Origin of the sequence: Streptomyces sp. NPDC001410 (genome assembly GCF_042895235.1) — a bacterium.
Classification (GTDB): Bacteria; Actinomycetota; Actinomycetes; order Streptomycetales; family Streptomycetaceae; genus Streptomyces.
Map to the genome: position 1 here is coordinate 1 of NZ_JBIAWE010000007.1, position 18,921 is coordinate 18,921.

Sequence of the window (18,921 nt, forward strand, 5' to 3'; positions counted from 1 at the left end):
AGCTCCAGGCTGCGGCCGGCATCGGCGAGGCGGCGGGCGGCCTCGGTGATGGCCAGCTGGCCTTCGGCGGACCAGCTGCGCAGCTCGGTCAGGTCCAGGACGACCGGTCCGGTGCCGCGGGCGACGACCCAGCCGACGGCGCCGCCGAAACGGCGTACCGCTTCCGGGCCCAGGTAGCCGGCGACGGAGAGGATGCCGAGATCCTGTTCGATGGTGTAGCGCCAGTCGATGGTCATGCGGGTGGAACTTCCTTGTGCGGTGGCGGGGAGGGGCAGCCCGCCGGCCCCGGTGTCGGCGAGGGCGCCGTACAGCGGGGGCTGGTAGGGGTGACGGTCGTGGACGGCGAAGGCCAGGCAGTCCCGGCTCGCTCAGGATCAGCACACGACCCCTCGACTTCCTCGCTTGCGAGCACGGCATCCAGCCAATTGCAGAATTTCGCAATTAGTCTATCCGGCAGGCGTGCGGCGCAGGGAGCCGAGCCGAAGCGGGGTGCGGGCCGTCGCGGAGACCGGCCACCTGGGTGAGCTGGGCGGGCCGGCGCTCGGGATAAGGGTGTGCTGAATTCCCGCTGCGACGGGTCGGAGCGTCATGTGCTTTCCACTCCGGTTTCTTCTGCCTTCCTTCTGCCTTCCTTCTGCTTCCGCTGCCGAAGTGGCAGCAAGCTGTCAGTCCGGCGACGGCACTTAACGCGGCCGTCGGCGACATGTTTGGCTACTGAAAGTTCCGTGGAGGCCGGCGTTTTCGGGAAGGCGCGCAATGGAGAAATACGGCGACACCCTGTTCGCGCTCGATCGGGCGGAGGAAATTCGGCTGCGGTTGCTCGCCGAGGTGTTCGACCCCCTGTGCACGCGCACGCTGGAAATGCTCGGCGTGGCGCCTGACGCACGCTGCCTGGAGGTCGGGGCGGGCTCCGGTTCCGTCGCGCAGTGGCTGTGCGGGCAGGCCGGGGACGGCGAGGTGGTCGCCACCGACCTGGATCTGAGGCTGCTGGAGAGCGTGCCGGAGCCGCGGCTGCGCCGGCTGGTGCACGACGTCACCACCGACCCGTTCCCGGACGACTCCTTCGACGTCATCCACGCCCGGCTGGTGCTCAGCCATCTCCCGCAGCGCGACGAGGTCATGCGCCGCATGCTCCGGTGGCTGCGGCCGGGTGGGTTCGTGCTGATCGAGTCGTTCTGCTGGTTCCCCGTGGACAGTTCACCCCACCCCACGTACCGCAAGGTCATGCAGCGCTGGAGCAAACTCATCTGCGGGACGCTCGGCACCGACAGCTGGTGGTCCCGCACCCAGCCGGGTTCGTTCCTCGACTACGGCTACCGCGATGTGGGCGCGCACACGGTCACGCAGAACCTGCGGGGCGGGACCCGGCTGGCCGACTTCTGGCGGCTGACCGTCGACATGTCGCGCGAGCAGCTGCTCGCGGGCGGATACGTGACCCCGTACGAACTCGACGAGTTCTACGCCCTGTTGTGTGACGACACCTTCTGGGACCTGGCGCCCGCGCTGGTGCAGTCCTGGGGATACAAGTAGCCGCCCATGCCGTCCACCGAACTCACCGAACTCGGCGAACTCACCGAACTCGGCGAAGCCCGCCGGGCCGGTGCCGCCGGGCGGCTGCCCCGGGTCGGTCTCCTGTCGTTCCTCAACTGCCGTCCGATCCTGTGGGGACTGCGGCACTCCGGTGTCCTGTCCGGCCTCGACCTGGTGTCCCTCAGCCCGGAGGCGGCCGGGGACCGTCTGGTCGCCGGCGGTCTCGACCTGGGGCCGGTCAGCCTCGCCGCATACCTGCGGCACACCGACGACCTGCTGTTGCTCCCGGGATTGGCCATCGCGGCCGAGGGGCCCGTCATGTCGTGCAGCATCGTGAGCCGCCGTCCCCTGCACGACCTGGCGACCCCGCGGGTGGGGCTGACGTCCACCAGCCGTACGACGGTGCTGCTGGCCCGGTTCCTGCTGGAGGAGCGGTTCGGCCTGACCCCCCGCTACTTCACCGGACCGCCCGACCCGGGGGCCCTGCTGCACCGCGGCGACGCGGCCGTCGTCATCGGCGACCCCGCGCTGCGCGTCCACTTCGGCGGCCTGCCGCGGCAAGGGCGCACGCTCGTGCACGACACCGCGGCGCTGTGGACCGAGTGGACCGGGCTGCCCATGGTCTTCGCCGTCTGGGCCGTACGACGCGAGTACGCCGAACAGCAGCCGCACACCGTGGCCGCCGTGCACCGTGCGCTGCTCGCGGCGCGCGACCGGGGTCTGGCGGAGCTGGAGCAGGTGTCCGCCGAAGCCGCGCCGGGCTCCGGGTTCACCGCCGCGCAACTGCTGTCGTACTACCGGACGTTGCGCTACGGACTCACTGCTGACGGGCTGCGTGCCATCGGCCGCTTCGGTGAGCTGGCCGCAGGTCGCGGACTGGTTCCGGGGGACTGGACCGTCCGGCGATTCGAGTTCGGGAAGGCACGATGAGCGCCGCCGCGACCGGGCCGGCCGCCGCGGGCGCCGAGGGGGTGCCGCGCGTCCTGCTGCGCCTTCTCGACCCGCGGTCCCGGCCCGACCCCTACCCCGTGTACGAGGAGATCCGGGCCGCGGAACCCGTGTGGGTGCCGCACCGGCCCGTGGTGGTGTTCGCCTCCCACCAGGCGTGTGCCGCCGTCCTGCGTGATCCGCGGGCCAGCAACGACCGCCGGCACTCCCTGCTCCACCGGCAGCACGGCCCGGCCGGCGGCTCCGCGGCGGCACTGCCCCCGGTGGAACTGCCGTCCTTCCTGTTCATGGACCCGCCTCGGCACACCGCGCTGCGCCGGCTGGCCGCTCCCGGCTTCACCCCGCGAGCCGTGCGGCGGCTGGTCCCCATGATCAGGGAGCTGATCGACGATCTGCTGGACGAGGCCGCGGCCAAGGGGCGGCTGGACGGCGTGGCGGACCTCGCGTCCCCGCTGCCCGTGACCGTGATCTGCCGTGTGCTCGGCGTCGACACCGGGGAGCAGGGGTGGTACCGCACCCGCTCGTCGCTGCTGGGCCGGGCGGTCGACCCCTATCCGGCGTTTCTAGGCGTGCCCGCCCCCGGTCTCGCGCGGCGGCGCCGGGCCGAGGCCGAACTCACCCGGTTCTTCTCCCGGTTGGCGGCCGAGCGGCGGGCCGCACCACGCGAGGACATGATGTCCCGGCTGCTGGCGGCCGAGATCGACGGCGAACCGCCCTCGGACGAGGAGGTCGTCACCACCTGCCGCCTGCTGCTGAACGCCGGGCACGAGACGACGGTCGGCCTCATCGCGAACGGTCTGCTGACCGTGCTGGAGCACCCCGGGACCCTGACCGGCCTGCGGGCCGATCCCGCGGCTACGGCGCCCGCGGTGGTGGAGGAGATCCTGCGCCTCCAGCCGCCGCTCCAGCTCGTGCACCGCCACGCGCGCGAGGACATGGAGGTGTGCGGCACCCGGATTCCCCGCGGCACCACCATGGTGCTGCTCCTCGCGGGGGCCAACCGGGACGGCGCGGCGTACGGCTGCCCGCACCGGTTCGACACGACGCGCACCGAAGCGGCACCCCACCTGTCCTTCGGGCTGGGCACGCACTACTGCCTCGGCGCACCGCTCGGCCGACTGGAGGCGGAGCTGGCGCTCACCCGCTTCGCCCAGCGGGTCGTCGGACCGGAGCGGGACGGGGGGCCGCCCCGCTACCGGCCGCACGTCGTCCTGCGCGGCCCGGTGTCCCTGCCGTTGCGGACCGCGGGCATCCTCGACCGCACCACCCCCTGGGACGCCGCCCCGGACCCTCCCGAAACCCTCGCCGCTCACGGAACGACCGGTCGTATACGGAGACATGGATGAGTACGGACCAGCAGGGGGACATCGTGTCCCGTGTGGGGATGCCCGCCCTGATGGTGGCGGCCGCCCGCGCCTTCGACCTGTACGCCCGGCGGCCGTAGCGTGCCGCCGGCCTGCGTCGCCGGGGTCATCGGCGGCGCAGCGCCAGGACCGCGTTGTGGCCGCCGAAGCCGAACGAGTTGCTCAGGGCGAGGTCACCGCGGGCGGGCAGGGGGCGCGCGAAGCCCCTGACCAGGTCGAGCGGCACCGCGTCGTCGAGGTCGTCACAGGCGACCGTGGGCGGGATGATCCCATGGTGCAGGGTCAGGGCCGTCGCCACGGCCTCCACGCCGCCGGCCGCTCCCTGGAGGTGCCCCAGGTGCCCCTTGGGCGCGGTGACCGGTGGGGCGACGGTCCCGTCCGCGTCCCCGAAGACGGTGCTCAGGGCGGCCGCCTCCGCACGGTCGCCCTCGACGGTCGCGGTGGCGTGCGCGTTGATGTGCATCACATCGCGGCTGTCGGCGCCGGCGTCCGCGACGGCGCGCCGCAGCGCGGCCGCGATGCCGCGGCCGGTCGGATCCGGCGCGGCCATGTGGTGCGCGTCGGCCGACAGGCCCCACCCGGCGGCTTCGCAGTAGATGCGGGCGCCGCGAGCCAGCGCGTGCTCCTCCGACTCCAGCACCAGCAGCCCGGCCCCCTCGCTGTTCACGAAGCCGTCCCGGTCCTTGGCGAACGGGCGGGACGCGGCCTCGGGTTCGTCGTTGCGGGCGGACAGCGCACGCATCGCGGTGAACGCGGCCATGACCTCGGGCGTCACGGCGGCCTCCGCCCCGCCGGCGAGTACGACGTCCAGCCGGCCGTACCGTATTCGGTCGATGGCCTGCCCGATGGCCTCGGTGCCGGAGGCGCAGGCGCTGACGACGGTGCGGGCCTCCCCGGTGACGTGCAGAGCGAGTGAGATCTGCGAGGCCGCCTGGGAGGGCACCGTCATGGGCGCGGTGAGCGGCGGAACGGCCCGCATGCCCCGCTTGCGCAGCGTGCGGTCGCCGTCGACGAGTACGGGGGCACCGCCGATGATGGTGCCGATACTCACGCCGACCCGCTCCGGATCCAGACCGCTGTCGCGAGTGCCGCCCTCGGCGAACCCGGCGTCCTGCCACGCCTCGTGTGCCGCGAGCACCGCGAACCGGGCGGCCCGGTTCATGCGCCGTGCCTGCGGCCTGGGCAGCAGTTCGGCGGGATCGACGGGCACGGTGCCCGCGATGCGGACCGGATGGTCGGCGAACTCGGGTGCGTCCAGCGGGCGGATGCCCGAGCGGCCGGCCAGCAGGCCTTCCCACAATGTGCCGGTGCCCACGCCCAGCGGGGTGATCGCGCCGAGTCCGGTCACCACCACGCGTCGTGTTCCGGCCGTTGCCCGCCTGGTCGTCATGTCCCCCATGGCAAACGCTTTCCCTTCGGTTCCGTGAGATTTCCGTGTCTTCTTCTTGCGGTGGTTGAACACCGTTCGGAGGGCAAGGCTTCAGGGGCGGTCGCACCCGCGGGAGCCGATGACGCCTCCGGTTAGAGTTGCTCAGTCGATGTGCTGCAGTACGAACGGGGGCAGGCATGACGGAATCGAGCGAAACAGGCATACCTGAGCCGAATGGCACCGGACCGGGTGGAGCAGAATCCGGCCGATGGGAATCGGAGGAATCAGAACCGGCCGAATACCAACTGGAATTCGCCGATCTGCCGGCACTTCTGCGTGCCTGGCGTGCTGAGGCGGGTGAGAAACTCGGCCGCGACAAGGCGCTGCCCCAGAAGGAGGTCGCCCGTCGGATGGGCGTCAGTGAGCGCTGGTACCGCGCGCTGGAGAGCGGGGCCCAGGTCGCGCTCACCCTGGACACGCTGAACCGCCTCGCCGACGCGCTGGACCTCGGACCGGACGAACGTACGGCGCTGTACTGGTACCGGTTGAGCGAGGTCTCGGACGAGCGGCCGCCGCGCAGCTGCGACAGCAGGTTCGCCCGGCTCAGGGAGTTCGTCGACGCGCAGACAACGTTTCCCACCTATCTCATCGACCACGCGTGGAACGTCATCGCCTACAACGATCTGATGGCCCGGTGGTTTCCCTGGGTCCGGGCGTCGCAGGCCAATCTCATGCGCTGGGTCCTGGAGAACCCGGAGTCGCGGGTCTGGATAGTGGACTGGAAACGACAGGCATCCCTGTACCTCGCCCAGTTGAGATTCGCTCTGGTCCGGACGCCGGACGACCCGACGCTCACGGATTTACTGACGACCGTGCTGCGCGATCCTGTGTGCCGAGAGCTGTGGGACGCCGGACCACGCATCATCGCGTTTCGGCAGGGCGGATGTTTCCGCCTGTCACTTCCCCACGTTTCGCAGACCGAGTTGGCTGTCACCGCCCAGGTCCTCCTCCCCGCTTACCGTCCAGGCGTCCGTCTCGTGGCGCTGATGCCGACGTGAGGGGCGCCCTCCCCGGATTCACTGTACACACATTCAAGCCGCTGCAAAGCGGCAAATATTTGCCGCTTGACAGGCTCTGGGGATGCCTGCAATCTCGGTCCAGCGGGCCTCGGTGGCCCAGCGGTTGCGGTCGGTCACTGTACTCGGTGACGGTGACCCACGCGGAGAGTTGACTCATACGATGCGCGGCGTCCGCGCTAAATCCGCGCACATTTTCCGCTGCGGAATGGTGACATGGAAAACGAATTACTCATCGGATGTGACACCGCCCGGACAGCACTCCAACCCCTGACCGACTCCGATTCCCTCGTGGCCCTGCTGGACACCCTGCGCCGGCGCACGGTGCGCGAGCTGCGCCTCGCGCTCCCCCGGCGCCCCTACGACCGCCGGGTGCGGGAGCGGGCCGCGCTGCTGAGCGCCGAACTCGTGGGCCGCGGGGCGCAGGTGCGCGTCCTGCATCTGGCGGACGTGGCCCACGATCCCACCTATGCCCTCGACACCCGGCGGATCGCCGCGTCGGGCGCCCGGATGCGGGCTCTGCCGCACCTGCCGGTGTGGATGGCTGTCGCCGACCGGGACCTGGCGATCGTCCCGTCGGACCCCGCCCTGACCGACGCTCCGGCCGCACTGCTGCGCGGGCGGGCCCTGGTGGGGGTCTATCAGGCGCTGTTCGACCACGTGTGGGGGCACACCGCCGCCTCCTTCGGCGCCGGGGAGACCGACACGCCGGACGAACGGGAGCGGGAGGCCCTGGCGCTCCTCGCCGAGGGGCTGACCGACGAGGGCATCTCCCGCCGGACCGGGCTGTCCGTCCGCACGGTCCGGCGGACCATCGCGGGCGTGATGTCCAGGATGGGCACCCAGAGCCGCTTCCAGGCGGGGGCGGAAGCGGCCCGACGGCAGTGGATCTGAACGGCTTCGCGGCCCCGCCTTCCGGGGCGGGGCTCGGCTGTGGCGGGCCTAAAGCCCCGTGCGGGCCAGGTCCTGGTCGGCGTAGCGCTCGCCGGTGGGCGGGGTGAGGGTGTCGAGGCGGGAGAGCTGTTCGGGGGTGAGGGTGACGGTGTCGGCGGCGGCGTTCTCCTCGACGCGGGCCACGCGCCTGGTGCCGGGGATCGGGACGATGTCGTCGCTCCGGGCGAGCAGCCAGGCCAGGGCCACCTGGGCGGGCGTGGCGCCGGCGTCGGCGGCCACGGACTCCACCTCGTCGACGATCCTGAGGTTCCGCTCGAAGTTGCCCTCGGCGAACCGGGGCGTGGTCAGCCGGAAGTCGTCCGGGTCGAGCTGTCCCTTCGAGCGGATCGCGCCGGTCAGGAACCCCCGGCCGAGCGGCGAGTAGGCGACGAGCCCGATACCCAGCTCGCGAAGGAGCGCCAGCAGCGACTCGGCGGGCTGGCGGGACCACAGCGAGTACTCGGTCTGCACCGCCGTCACGGGGTGCACCGCGTGCGCACGGCGGATGGTGTCCGCCCCGGCCTCCGACAGCCCGACGTGGCGGACCTTCCCCTCCCGCACCAGCTCGGCCAGCGCGCCCATCGTCTCCTCGATCGGGGTGCCGGGGTCGACGCGGTGCTGGTAGCAGAGGTCGATACGGTCCGTGCCCAGCCGCCTGAGCGAGCCCTCGACCGCCGTGCGCACGTTGGCCGGTGAGCTGTCGAGCACGTTCGGGCCCGCGCCCGCGTGCGAGACCAGACCGAACTTGGTGGCGATCACGACGTCGTCGCGCCGGCCGGCGACGGCCCGACCGACCAGTTCCTCGTTGGTGAACGGACCGTAGATCTCCGCGGTGTCGACGAGTTCGACGCCGAGGTCCAGCGCCCGCCGGACGGCACGGACGGCCTCCGCCTCGTCGCTGCCCGCCCCCGTGTAGTAGTCGGACATCGACATGGCGCCCAGTCCGATGCGTGAGACATCGAGCCCGCCGAGCGAAACGCGCTGCACTGAGACCGCGCTCCTTCCATTCCCAGGTTTCGGGCGGGTTACCGCCCATGAACAAGTCTCCCGGTAATCGGCGAAAGCATCACCGGTATGGCAGCAACAGGCCATGAACCTTTCAGGGGGCCCGGCACCGTGTTTGACTCGCAATTGCCCGCCGACGCGGGCCGCGAAAAAACGGGGGCATTATGCCGAACATGATGCTGGGGCCAATACGGGTCGACAGCGCATACGAAGGCGAGCAACTCACCCGGCGCATGGGCATTGAAATCATCACCTGTGAGCCGGGACTTGTCGTGGGCAGCATGCCCGTCTCGGGCAATCGGCAGCCTGTGGGAATTCTGCACGGCGGTGCGAACGCCGTGTTCGCCGAAACGCTGGGCTCCGTCGCCGCTTTCCTGTACGCGGGGCCCGGCGGGAACGCCGTGGGCGTCGACCTGTCCTGCACGCACCACCGCTGGGTGTCCTCGGGGACCGTGACCGGCGTCTGCCGGCCCCTGGACGAGCGGCAGGCCATGGCCTCGTACGAGATCGTCATCACCGACGACTCCGGAAACCGGACCTGCACGGCACGGCTCACCTGTGCCGTCCGGCGCGGCGGCGGCCGCAGACCGGGCCCGCGCACGGCAGCCTCCCGGCACACATCGCGGGACCTTCCCCGACGAACGGAGCACCGATGACCTCGACTTCAGCGCAGACCGTGTCGGCTTCCGTCGACGACCACCTCGGCCCGGCCGAGCAGCGGTTCTTCGGCCGCGGCTTCCGCAGGGTCGCCTACGACATCGGCGAGGTGTCCCTCGCCCGCACGGCGGACGGCTCGCCCCGGGCGCGTACCTCGGTGGGTGTGCGCTACCCGTCCGACTGGTCGAAGAAGGCCGCGGGCACCGATCTGCGTCCGCACTTCAGCACCGTCGACGGGATCGTCGTCGCCGCCCAGCTGGCCGAGGCGTGCCTGCTCGGGCCCGGCACGGATCTGCGCGACGCCTGGCTGCGCTCGGTGCGGATGGCGGCCGGCAGCAGCCCGCAGGAGCAGCTCGACGCGCTGCCGGCGGAGGCGACGCTGCGCCGCACCGGACCGGTCGCGGGCGATTCCGCGCGCGTGGTGTCGGTGGTGGACTGTGCCGTGGGCACCATGCGGGTGCGGTGCGAGATCGAGCACGGGCGGGTGCCGGTCCGGTCCGGGCAGGAGGCTTCCGGGTACTCCGGTCTCGACGCGCTCCTCGGCCCGGCGGGGGATCGTTACTTCGGCACCGGGTTCACCGCCCGGCGCCAGCTCGTCCGCGACGTGCGGGTGGACCACCGGGCGCTGCGGGCCGATGCCGCGCTGGCCGTCGTCCAGGAGGACGGGGTGCCCGTGCCCACGGCCGGACTCGAAGGCGCCTACCAGCCGTCGGTGTCGGTGATCGACGCCTTCGTGACGGCCCTTCAGCTCGCCCAGATCATGCTGTACGACCTCGACGGCATCCGCCGTCAGGACAGCAACACCCTGTGGATGCGGCAGACCACGCTGACCGCCTCGCGCCCGGACCGCCCCGCGGAGGCGATCCCGGTGACGACCCGGCTGGACGACCCCGGCCTGCTGCACCGGTCGGACGGCACCTGGCGCACGCTGACCGTGGTGGGCGAACTCGCCGGCGTCCATGTGCGCTCCGCGGTGACGCACCGGCTCCCGGAAGGGCGCGTGGCGGCATGACCCGAGCGGCAGTGATCGCCGGCGTGGGCGGCTACGTGCCTCCCCGGGTGGTGACCAACGACGAACTCGCCCAGCGCCTGGACACCTCCGACAGCTGGATCCGCACCCGCACCGGCATCGCCCGACGCCATGTCGTCGAGGCGGGCACGACCACCAGCGACCTCGCCGTCGAGGCCGGCCTGCGCGCGCTGAAGAACGCCGGTGCGGACGGCGCCGACCTGGTGATCGTCGCCACCACCACACCGGACCGTCCCTGTCCGGCCACGGCCCCGACCGTCGCCGCCAGGATGGGCCTGACCGACGTACCGGCGTACGACGTGGCGGCCGTGTGCTCCGGCTTCCTCTACGCCCTCCAGGCCGGCACGGCCTCCGTGACCTCCGGGTTCGCCGAACGGGTGCTGGTCGTCGGGGCCGAGTCGTTCAGCACCATCCTGGATCCCGCGGACCGCACCACCTCCGTCATCTTCGGAGACGGGGCCGGAGCCGTCCTGCTGCGGGCGGGCACGCCCGAGGAGCCGGGCGCCGTCCTGGACGTGCACCTCGGCAGCGACGGCTCGATGGCCGACCTGATCACGGTCCGGGGCGGCGGCGCCGAGGAGCGCTCCCGGGGTGGGGAACCACGTCCGGAGGACCGGTACTTCCGCATGGACGGCAAGGCCGTCTTCTTCGCCGCGGTGCGCCGTATGGCCCAGTCCTCGCGCACGGTGCTGGACCGCACCGGCTGGGAGGTCGCCGATGTCGACCGGCTCGTGGGCCACCAGGCCAACACGCGCATCATCCACGCCGTAGCCGAACAGCTCGGACTGCCGCCGGAGCGCGCCGTGCTGAACATCGACCGCGTGGGCAACACCTCCGCCGCCTCCATACCGCTCGCCCTCGCCGACGGCCTCGCCGACGGCACGCTGAGCGCCGGACACCGGGTGCTGCTGACGGCCTTCGGCGGCGGCGCCACCTGGGGCTCGGCCACCCTGACCTGGCCCGCGCTGCCGGTCGGCTGAGACCCGCACCGCTGCTCCGGTTCCCCTGCTCCGGTTCCCCTGCATCGACGACCGCAACAACGACCGTAATCACGACCAGTTGAGGTGACCATGACCGGCTCCGTGTCCACGATGATCATCGAGATTCTCACCGGCAAGTTCGACATACCCGCCGAGGACGTCTCCCGGACCACCGTCTTCGACGACCTGGCGGTGGACTCCCTGGCCCTGCTGGAGATGTCACTGCTGCTGGAGAAGCGGCTCGGCGTGTCCATCGCGGAGGGCGTGCTGACCTCCCAGCAGAGCATCGACGAGGCCGCGCACGCGGTCGAGACGCTCGGCGCGCCGGCGGCCGCCGGTCCGGCCGCGGCCTGAGCCCGTGCGCGTCGTCCTGCTCCGGCACGGGGAGACCGACCGCAACGCCGCCGACCGCTTCCAGGCCCAGGCCGACATCCCCCTCAACGACGAGGGGACGCGGCAGGCGCAGCTGGCCGCGCGTTCGCTGCCGGCGACCGGCTGGGCCGCGGTGTACTCCTCGCCCCTGTCCCGGGCCGCCCAGACCGCCGCCTATGCCGCCGGCCGGCTCGACGTGCCCCACCACCGCGTCGAGGGCCTGCGCGAGCGCCATCTCGGCACGCTCGACGGTCTGCACCGCGCCGAGTTCGCCCGGCGTCACCCGGACACGATGCGGCGGCTGCTGACCGATCCCGCCTACGCCCCGCCGGGCGGTGAGAGCGGCCATGCCGCCCTGGCCCGCTTCGGCACCGCGCTGCACCAGGTCGTCACCGCCGAGCCCGCGGCCGCGCTCGTGCTGGTGGTGGCGCACGGCGGCGTGCTGAACCTGCTGACCCGGGCCCTGGCCGCCGGCTGTGACGACCTGCCCGACGTCCTGGTCGGCACCTGCCGCGCGGTCTGCCTGGACACCGAGTGGACCCCCGAGGGCCGCCCCCGCGTCGCGCTGCGCCGGTGGGACGTCGCCCCGCAGGAGTGCGCCGAGCCGAGGCACACCCCCGCCCCCCTGCCCTTCGTCGACCTCGACGACCTCACCGTCAAGGAAGTGACCCGTACATGAGCATCGAGATCACCGTCGTCTTCGACGTCGTGCCCGACCGCATGGAGCCTGTCGTGGCCGCCTTCGGGAAGCTGTGCGCCGCCACGCGGAAGGAGGAGGGCGCGCTGCGGTTCGACGCGTTCCGGTCCGAGGAGCACGCGAACACGGTCGTGCTGGTCGAGGAGTGGGCCGACCAGGAGGCCATCGACCTGCACATGAAGGAGGCGTACGTCGCCGGCTTCCTCGCCGAGGTCGACGGTGCCTTCGCCCGTCCCGCCCAGGTCCACCGCCTGCGCCCCCTCGGCGGCTGACCGGTGGCGAGCGACATGCAGCGACCGCGCGTCCTGATCGTGGGTGCCGGTCCCGTCGGGATGGTGCTCGCCAGCGAGCTGTTGGCGTACGGGGTCCGGGCCGACGTCATCTCCAAGCTGCGCAGGCAGAGCCCGCACTCCCGCGCCACCATCCTGTGGCCCCGGGTCCTGGAGCTGCTGGACCGCGTGGGCGTGGGCCGCAAGCTGGTCGAGAGCGGTCACTACTTCGACCAGATGAACTACTACTCCAATAAGAAAATGATCGGCCTGGTCCGGTTCGACCGGCTGCGGGGGGTCGGTTACCCGTTCGCCATCACCATCCCGCAGTGGCGCACCGAGGCGATCCTCGAGGACCACCTGACCGAACTCGGCGGCACCATCGACTACGACACCACGTTCGTCGACGGTGACCAGGACGAGGACGGCGTCACCTGCCGGCTGCGGCTGCCCGACGGACAGACGCAGGAGCGCCGGTACGACTACGTCGTCGGCGTCGACGGATACGGCAGCACCGTCCGCGAGGTCTTCGGCTTCCGCTTCGCGGGCCGGACCCTGCGCACCCGGCTGGCCATCACCGATGCCGAGATCCTCGGCGAGACCACCAGCAGCGAGGCGGCGTACTACCTGACCCGGACCGGCAACATGGTGCTCGCGCCGCTGGGCGACGGGATCTTCCGGGTCGGCGCCAGCGTGCCCGACGACTACCGGGACGACACCCCGGGCCGCGCCTTCTTCGAGAAGCTGCTGGCCGAACGCGTCCCGGGCGCGCGCCGGCTCGGCGACATGCGGTTCAGCGGCATCTTCACCGCACACGTCCGCTCCGCGAGCACCTACAGCCGCGGACGTGTCTTCCTCGCCGGGGACTCGGCGCACGCGATGAGCCCCTCCGGAGCACAGGGTGTGAACACCGGCATCCAGGACGCGGTCAACCTCGGCTGGAAGCTCGCCGGGGTGGTACGCGGCGACTACCGGCCGGACCTGCTGGACAGTTACGACACCGAACGCCGGCCCGCGGTCGACGAAGTGGCGGGCCTGTCCACCCGGCTCGCCCGGATCGGTCTGTACAGCACCCGGCACCAGACCCTCGCCCGCGACGCCGTGTACCGGCTCGGCACGGCGACCGGGGCCCTCGGGAAGGTCCTGGCGCCGAAGCTCGCCCAGATCGACACCCACTACGGGCCCCGCCCCCGCCGGCACACCCTGGTACCGGGCGAGCGGCTGCCGCTGGGCTGGCGCACGACCAGCACCGAGCCGGTCCTCGCCGTCGACCGCTACACGGTGCTGCTCTGGCCGGGCCTGGAGTACCGCTACGAGCGCTGGACGAGGACCGTGGACACCCTGCGCGCCAAGGTGAGCGGCGCCGAACTCACCGACCTGGGCGGCCGGCCGCCCGGCCTGCTCCTCGCCAAGCTCGGCCCGTCCGCCCAGGCCCTGCTGGTCCGCCCCGACGGCCACCTCGACGCCGTCGAACCGCTCGACGACGACCCCGAGTCGGCCGTGCACACGGTGACCAGGGCACTCGCCCGACACCTGCACGACACGGCGCCCCGCACCGCCGTACCCGCCTGACCCACGAACCCCGCACAGCACAAGGAGACCCCCATGGCCCCCCGTGTCACCCTCACCGACGTCGCCGACATGACGCCCGAACAGCGCGCGGTGTACGAGAAGTTCCAGTCCAATTTGACCCGTGCGCTGCTGCTGACCAAGAACTCGGCCGCCGCCCACCTCGCGCTCGGGGCCACCTTCACCGTCGGGCTGCTGACCCTGCGGGACCGCGAGGTGATCGTGCTGCGCGTGGCCCGGCTGCGCGACAGCGAGTTCGAGCGCATGCTGCACTACCCGCTCGCCCGGCAGGCCGGCCTGGACGACACCGAGATCAAGGCGATCGAGGAGGGCCGCTACGACGAGATGCCCGCCGACCGCGCGGCGCTCGTCCGCTACGTCACCGACTGCATGGTCGACCACAGGGCGAGCGAGGAGGCGTTCCGTGCCCTCAGCGCCTTCTACTCGCAGAACGAGATCGCGGAGATCACCCACCTCGCCGGGCACAGCGCCATGACCGCCATGTACCTGGCCAGCCTGGACATCCCGCTCGACGAGGGCATCGCCTCCTGGGGCCGGCTGACCGAGGTGCAGGACCAGGTCGGCAGCTGAGGACACGCACGCGGAACGACCCGAGAGGAAGAACGTTGCAGTACGTGCGGCTGGGCTCGTCCGGCCTCAAGGTGTCCCGGCTGGCGCTGGGCTGCATGAGCTACGGCGAACCCGGGCTCGGCACCCACCCGTGGTCGCTGCCCGAGGACGACAGCCTCCCCTTCGTCGCCCAGGCCCTCGACCTCGGCATCAACTTCTTCGACACCGCCAATGTCTACTCCCTCGGCACCAGCGAGGAGTTCCTGGGCCGCGCGGTGCGGAAGCTGACCCGGCGCGAGGACGTGGTCATCGCCACCAAGGTGTACGAGAAGCTCACCGACAACCCCCTGTCCGGAGGCCTGTCGCGGTCGGCGATCATGCGCGAGGCCGACGCGAGCCTGCGCCGGCTGGGCACCGACTACATCGACCTCTACATCGTCCACCGCTGGGACCACGACACGCCCGTCGAGGAGACGATGCAGGCCCTGCACGACCTGGTCCGCATGGGCAAGGTCCGCTACCTCGGCGCCTCCTCGATGCACACCTGGCAGTTCGTCAAGGCGCAGTACACCGCCGACCTGCACGGCTGGACCCGGTTCGTGAGCATGCAGAACCACTACAACCTCATCAACCGCGAGGAGGAACGGGAGATGCTCCCGTACTGCCGCGCGGAGGGTGTCGGCGTCACCCCGTGGAGCCCGCTGGCCCGTGGCCGGCTGGCCCGCCCCTGGGACACGGAGTCGGCGCGCACCGCCGGCGACCCGGTCCAGGAGCGGTTCTACGGGCCGACCGAGCAGGCCGACCGGGCGGTCGCGCGGGTGGTCGCGGACATCGCGGCCGAACGCGGCATCCCCATGGCGCAGGTGGCCCTCGCCTGGCTGCTGCGGCAGCCGGCGGTCACCGCCCCCGTCGTCGGCGCGACCCGGCCGCACCACCTGAGGGACGCGGTCGCGGCCCTGGACGTGGCGCTCGACGACACCGAACTGACCCGGCTCGAGGCGCCCTATGTGCCGCACGCCGTCGTGGAATACGTCTGACCGGCAGGTGGAGGAATCATGGGAATAACCGACTACGCGCTGGCGATGCCGAGCGGGAAGCGGAGCGTCGACGAGGTCAGCCGGGAGTCCGGGTACGGCCTCGACAAGCTCGGCAAGATCCTGCCGTCGGGGAAGTTCTCGGTGCTGGCCGAGGGCGAGACCGTCTGGAGCCTGGGCCGGGACGCCGCCGCCCGGATCCTGGAGCGGAACGCGGTGCCGCTCGACGAGATCGGTCTCGTCCTCTACGCGGGCTCCAGTGAGTGGGGCACCCCCTTCTGGTCGCCCGCGGCCAAGATCGCCCATGAACTGGGCATCGCACAGGCGCACTGCTACGAGGTCTCCAACTTCTGCAACGCGGGCATGGTCGCCGTCAAACTGGCGGACGACCAGGTGCGGGCGGGCACGCACAAGTACGCGCTGGTGATCATCGCGGACCGGCTCAGCGAACTCGTCGAGTACGGCACCGGCTACATCGAGCTGTTCAACTTCGCGGACGGCGCCGCCGCCGTTCTGGTCTCCGCGGACGCCAAGTACGAGGTCCTCGGCGCGGCGCACCACACCGACCCGCAGTGGGTGGACTCGTACTACGGGGAGATCAAGGACGGCGAGATCAAGGTCGAGCGGGGCGACAAGCTCGACGGGCTCGGCGACGCGTTCCTCGACAACTTCACCACGCTGACGCACCGGGTCCTCGCCGACATCGGGCGGGAGGTCGCCGATGTGGCCTACTTCCTGGTCACGCACGGCAACCAGGACACCCACCGCGCCTACTTGGCGGCACTCGGCGTGGACCCCTGCCGCAGTGTCTTCCAGTACCGGCTGGACGGCCACCTCGGAGGGGCCGACCCGCTGCTGGCCCTGGAGGAGCTGGAGCGGGAGGACCGGATCACCTCCGGCGACCTGGTGATCGTGGCCACGGCCGGGTCGGGCTTCACCTGGGGAGTGACCGCCGTCCAGCGGACGTGACGCGTCGCCTCAGCCGACGGCACCCCAGTCCGTGAGGGCTGGGGTGCCGTCGTTTTCGCAGGTCAGTGATGGTGGACCGAGTCCAGGTCCACCATCAGCAGCTGCAGCGCCGCCTCGTGCGGGGAGTCCGGTTCCGCGTGGTAGAACTTCAGGATGTTGCCGTCCTGAAGATCCGCCGACTGGTACATCAACTCCAGTTCACCGACGACCGGATGGTCGAAGAGCTTGCTGCCCTCGATGCAGTTGGACACCCGCTGCCGGCACCACAGGGCGGCGAACTCCTCGCTCTGGATGGTCAGTTCACCGATCAGCTCGGCCAGCTGCGGATCGTGCCGGTGGTCTCCGGAGATGAACCGCAGATACGTGACGTTCGACTCCGACTCCGTGGCCCAGTCGGCATACAGCGACCGGACGTTGTCGTCGAGGAAGTTCATCTTGATGACGTTCGGCCGCTGTTCGGGGCGCTCCGGAGCGTCGAAACCGAGGTGCGGCGCGAACAGCCGGTGGTAGAGGGAGTTCCAGCCGAGGATGTCGCAGCGGTAGTTCAGCACGGCGGCCGCCACGTTGCCGAGCGATCCCAGCAGCATCCTCGTGGACGGGCTCACCTGGTCGTCGTGCGGCGCCGGCTGCTGCGGGTTCTGCACCGGCGTACCGATCTTGAGCAGGTAGTCCCGCTCGTCGGCGCTCAGTTGCAGGGCGCGGGCGATGGAGAGCAGGACCTGGGGTGAGGCGTGTGCCGTCTGCGCCTGTTCGAGCCGGGTGTAGTACGTCTGACTGACACCCGCCAGCGCGGCCACTTCCTCGCGGCGCAGCCCCGGTACCCGACGCGAGCCGCGGGCCTGCAGTCCCATCTGTTCGGGACGGACGCGCTCACGCATCTGCCGCAGATAGCTGCCGAGGTCCGTGTTCACGATCTCTTCCACCCTTCTCATTATGAAGTCCCCTGCGGGGGAGGCAATGCGGCCACGGCCGGGAGCACGGGACGGGGGATGGGCCGCGCTCCCGGCCGTGAGTCTTGGGGGAAACCGGGTTTCCTCGTGCCGCGTTACCGCTGTGCGGCCTTGCGGTGCAGCACCAGCCACAGGAGCAGGCCGACGGCGATCTGGCAGCCGGCGTCCACGCCGATCGCCGTGTGGATGCCGCTGAGTTCCTCGGCGGCACTCACCGTGCCGTGGCCGATGGTGGCGGCGAACACCGCGCTCACCAGCGGGATGCCGATCGCGATGCCGACCTGCTGGCTCTGGGTGGCCATGCCGGTGGCCATGCCCTGCATGTCGGAGTCGACGGAGGAGGTGGCGATGACCATGAAGGACAGCGCTGCCGTCATGGAGAAGAAGGCGTTCACGAACTGTGTGGCGATCAGCGGGATCAGCCAGTTCCGGTCCGAGGTGGCCCACAGCGCCGGGAGCATGAACGCGCCCTGGAGGGCCAGGGAGACACCGAGCATGGTGCGCGGCGAGACCCGCTGCAGGATCCGCGGACCGACCGTGCCGGCGATGATCTGCCCGACGCCGATACCGAGCAGCACCAGGCCGGCGACCATGGACGACAGACCGAGGACGCTCTGCACGTACAGGCCGGTGAAGAAGATCAGCGCGGTCTCGCCGCCGAAGATGAACAGGGCGGCCAGGTTGCCCAGGGCGATGTCGGGCTTCTTAAGAACCCGCACCGGGACCAGGGCGTCGGACGTACGGCTCTCCACGACCCAGAAGACACCCAGCAGGACGGCGGCGGCGACCAGCGCGGCCACGGCCGGGAGGTCGAGTCCGCTCTCGCCGGCGCGGGTGACGCCGTAGATCCCGGCGAACAGGCCGAGGGTGATCAGTACGGCGCCGGGCAGATCGATACGGCTGCGCTGCTCGGCCCTGCTCTCGTCGACGACGAGTGGCACGACGAGGATCGCGGCCACGGCCACGGGGATGTTGATGAAGAACGCCCAGCGCCAGGAGAACACGTCCGTGAGAACACCGCCGAGGATCGCGCCGACGCTGAACCCGGAGCTCATCATCACGCTGTTCAGGCCGAGCGCCCGGGTGCGCAGGGAGGGCTCGGTGAAGGCGGTGGTGAGCAGCGCGAGCGCGGCCGGAGTGACGGCTGCGGTGGCCAGGCCCTGGAGCGTGCGGGCGATCAGCAGCATCGTCGGCGAGTCGGCGAGTCCGCCCACGAGGGAGGAGACGGACAGGACGACCATTCCGGCGGTGAAGATGCGCCTCCGCCCCACGTAGTCGCCGACGCGGCCGAAGACCAGGGTGCAGCCGGCGGCGCACAGGGCGAACGTCGTGGTGATCCACTGCAGGCTTCCGGTGGCGAACCCGAGAGCCGTACCGACTTCGGGCAGCGCGACGTTCAGGACGGAGAAGTCGGCGGCCATCATGAACTGCGAGGCCAGGAGCACCACAAGGGCGGCGACCTGACGTCCGGTCATCCGGACCGGCGTCGACTGCGCGGCCGCAGTGGTCGTGGCGGTGTCAGCGGTTGTCATGTGTCCCAGGCTCCGGTGTACGGCCGCGGCCAGCCAGATCCCCCTTGACGGCAGTCCTGCGGAGACT

Annotated in this window: 18 protein-coding genes and 3 pseudogenes; 15 read left to right on the forward strand and 6 right to left on the reverse strand. The window is 71.3% G+C overall.

Annotated elements, in window-relative coordinates; genetic code table 11:
• Window positions 1-236, reverse strand: a pseudogene (locus tag ACFY3C_RS16180) (anti-sigma factor antagonist); the annotation flags it as partial.
• A 36-nt stretch (window positions 237-272) separates the two neighbouring features.
• Window positions 273-368, reverse strand: a pseudogene (locus ACFY3C_RS16185) (ATP-binding protein); the annotation flags it as partial.
• A gap of 388 nt (window positions 369-756) precedes the next feature.
• Here ACFY3C_RS16185 and ACFY3C_RS16190 point away from each other — a divergent pair.
• The 3 genes from ACFY3C_RS16190 to ACFY3C_RS16200 are packed head-to-tail and all read left to right on the forward strand — an operon-like array spanning window position 757 to window position 3,824.
• On the forward strand, window positions 757-1,530 hold the full coding sequence (locus ACFY3C_RS16190; protein ID WP_386572673.1) for a class I SAM-dependent methyltransferase: 774 nt from the start codon (window positions 757-759) through the stop codon (window positions 1,528-1,530).
• 6 nt (window positions 1,531-1,536) lie between these two features.
• A complete protein-coding gene (locus tag ACFY3C_RS16195; protein WP_390771153.1) occupies window positions 1,537-2,460 on the forward strand; it encodes a menaquinone biosynthetic enzyme MqnA/MqnD family protein in 924 nt (307 codons plus the stop codon).
• Complete coding sequence (locus ACFY3C_RS16200) at window positions 2,457-3,824, forward strand: cytochrome P450 (protein WP_390771154.1); 1,368 nt, start codon at window positions 2,457-2,459, stop codon at window positions 3,822-3,824. The genes ACFY3C_RS16195 and ACFY3C_RS16200 overlap by 4 nt, the downstream gene beginning before the upstream one ends.
• Before the next feature lie 124 nt (window positions 3,825-3,948).
• Here ACFY3C_RS16200 and ACFY3C_RS16205 read toward each other — a convergent pair.
• Window positions 3,949-5,211: pseudogene (locus ACFY3C_RS16205) on the reverse strand (beta-ketoacyl-[acyl-carrier-protein] synthase family protein); the annotation flags it as partial.
• A gap of 197 nt (window positions 5,212-5,408) precedes the next feature.
• On the opposite strand from ACFY3C_RS16205, the gene ACFY3C_RS16210 reads away from it, so the two are divergent.
• Both ACFY3C_RS16210 and ACFY3C_RS16215 read left to right on the forward strand, forming a co-directional pair.
• Entirely contained in the window at window positions 5,409-6,269 is an 861-nt protein-coding gene (locus tag ACFY3C_RS16210; RefSeq protein ID WP_390771155.1) for a helix-turn-helix domain-containing protein, read from the forward strand.
• Window positions 6,270-6,503: 234 nt separating this feature from the next.
• Complete coding sequence (locus ACFY3C_RS16215) at window positions 6,504-7,181, forward strand: LuxR C-terminal-related transcriptional regulator (RefSeq protein WP_386572677.1); 678 nt, start codon at window positions 6,504-6,506, stop codon at window positions 7,179-7,181.
• A 48-nt stretch (window positions 7,182-7,229) separates the two neighbouring features.
• Here ACFY3C_RS16215 and ACFY3C_RS16220 read toward each other — a convergent pair whose 3' ends face one another.
• Window positions 7,230-8,207 (reverse strand): aldo/keto reductase, encoded by a 978-nt coding sequence (locus tag ACFY3C_RS16220; RefSeq protein WP_390771156.1) that lies wholly within the window; start codon window positions 8,205-8,207, stop codon window positions 7,230-7,232.
• A gap of 191 nt (window positions 8,208-8,398) precedes the next feature.
• Here ACFY3C_RS16220 and ACFY3C_RS16225 point away from each other — a divergent pair, with 191 nt between their 5' ends.
• The 10 genes from ACFY3C_RS16225 to ACFY3C_RS16270 all read left to right on the forward strand — a co-directional run bounded on the left by ACFY3C_RS16225 (window position 8,399) and on the right by ACFY3C_RS16270 (window position 16,372).
• Window positions 8,399-8,881, forward strand: coding sequence for a hotdog fold thioesterase (locus tag ACFY3C_RS16225; protein WP_386572679.1), 483 nt, complete (start codon window positions 8,399-8,401; stop codon window positions 8,879-8,881).
• A complete protein-coding gene (locus tag ACFY3C_RS16230) occupies window positions 8,878-9,894 on the forward strand; it encodes an AvrD family protein (protein WP_386572680.1) in 1,017 nt (338 codons plus the stop codon). The genes ACFY3C_RS16225 and ACFY3C_RS16230 overlap by 4 nt, the downstream gene beginning before the upstream one ends.
• Entirely contained in the window at window positions 9,891-10,892 is a 1,002-nt protein-coding gene (locus tag ACFY3C_RS16235) for a beta-ketoacyl-ACP synthase III (RefSeq protein WP_390771157.1), read from the forward strand. Before ACFY3C_RS16230 ends, ACFY3C_RS16235 begins: the two co-directional genes overlap by 4 nt.
• A gap of 90 nt (window positions 10,893-10,982) precedes the next feature.
• Complete coding sequence (locus ACFY3C_RS16240) at window positions 10,983-11,246, forward strand: phosphopantetheine-binding protein (protein WP_386572682.1); 264 nt, start codon at window positions 10,983-10,985, stop codon at window positions 11,244-11,246.
• A 4-nt stretch (window positions 11,247-11,250) separates the two neighbouring features.
• The gene (locus ACFY3C_RS16245) at window positions 11,251-11,943 is read left to right on the forward strand and encodes a histidine phosphatase family protein (RefSeq protein ID WP_390771158.1); all 693 of its coding nucleotides are present in this window, start codon (window positions 11,251-11,253) and stop codon (window positions 11,941-11,943) included.
• Window positions 11,940-12,233, forward strand: a complete 294-nt coding sequence (locus ACFY3C_RS16250; RefSeq protein ID WP_390771159.1) for a putative quinol monooxygenase — start codon at window positions 11,940-11,942, stop codon at window positions 12,231-12,233. Before ACFY3C_RS16245 ends, ACFY3C_RS16250 begins: the two co-directional genes overlap by 4 nt.
• Window positions 12,234-12,248: 15 nt before the next feature.
• Window positions 12,249-13,802, forward strand: a complete 1,554-nt coding sequence (locus ACFY3C_RS16255; RefSeq protein WP_390771160.1) for an FAD-dependent oxidoreductase — start codon at window positions 12,249-12,251, stop codon at window positions 13,800-13,802.
• Between the two features lie 33 nt (window positions 13,803-13,835).
• Window positions 13,836-14,390 (forward strand): carboxymuconolactone decarboxylase family protein, encoded by a 555-nt coding sequence (locus ACFY3C_RS16260; protein ID WP_390771161.1) that lies wholly within the window; start codon window positions 13,836-13,838, stop codon window positions 14,388-14,390.
• 35 nt (window positions 14,391-14,425) lie between these two features.
• On the forward strand, window positions 14,426-15,406 hold the full coding sequence (locus ACFY3C_RS16265; protein ID WP_389179119.1) for an aldo/keto reductase: 981 nt from the start codon (window positions 14,426-14,428) through the stop codon (window positions 15,404-15,406).
• An 18-nt stretch (window positions 15,407-15,424) separates the two neighbouring features.
• Window positions 15,425-16,372, forward strand: a complete 948-nt coding sequence (locus ACFY3C_RS16270; protein WP_386572689.1) for a 3-oxoacyl-ACP synthase III family protein — start codon at window positions 15,425-15,427, stop codon at window positions 16,370-16,372.
• A gap of 62 nt (window positions 16,373-16,434) precedes the next feature.
• Here ACFY3C_RS16270 and ACFY3C_RS16275 read toward each other — a convergent pair whose 3' ends face one another.
• Window positions 16,435-17,295, reverse strand: coding sequence for a helix-turn-helix transcriptional regulator (locus ACFY3C_RS16275; protein WP_390771162.1), 861 nt, complete (start codon window positions 17,293-17,295; stop codon window positions 16,435-16,437).
• A 122-nt stretch (window positions 17,296-17,417) separates the two neighbouring features.
• Entirely contained in the window at window positions 17,418-18,854 is a 1,437-nt protein-coding gene (locus ACFY3C_RS16280; protein WP_390771163.1) for an MFS transporter, read from the reverse strand.
• Window positions 18,855-18,921: the final 67 nt, after the last annotated feature.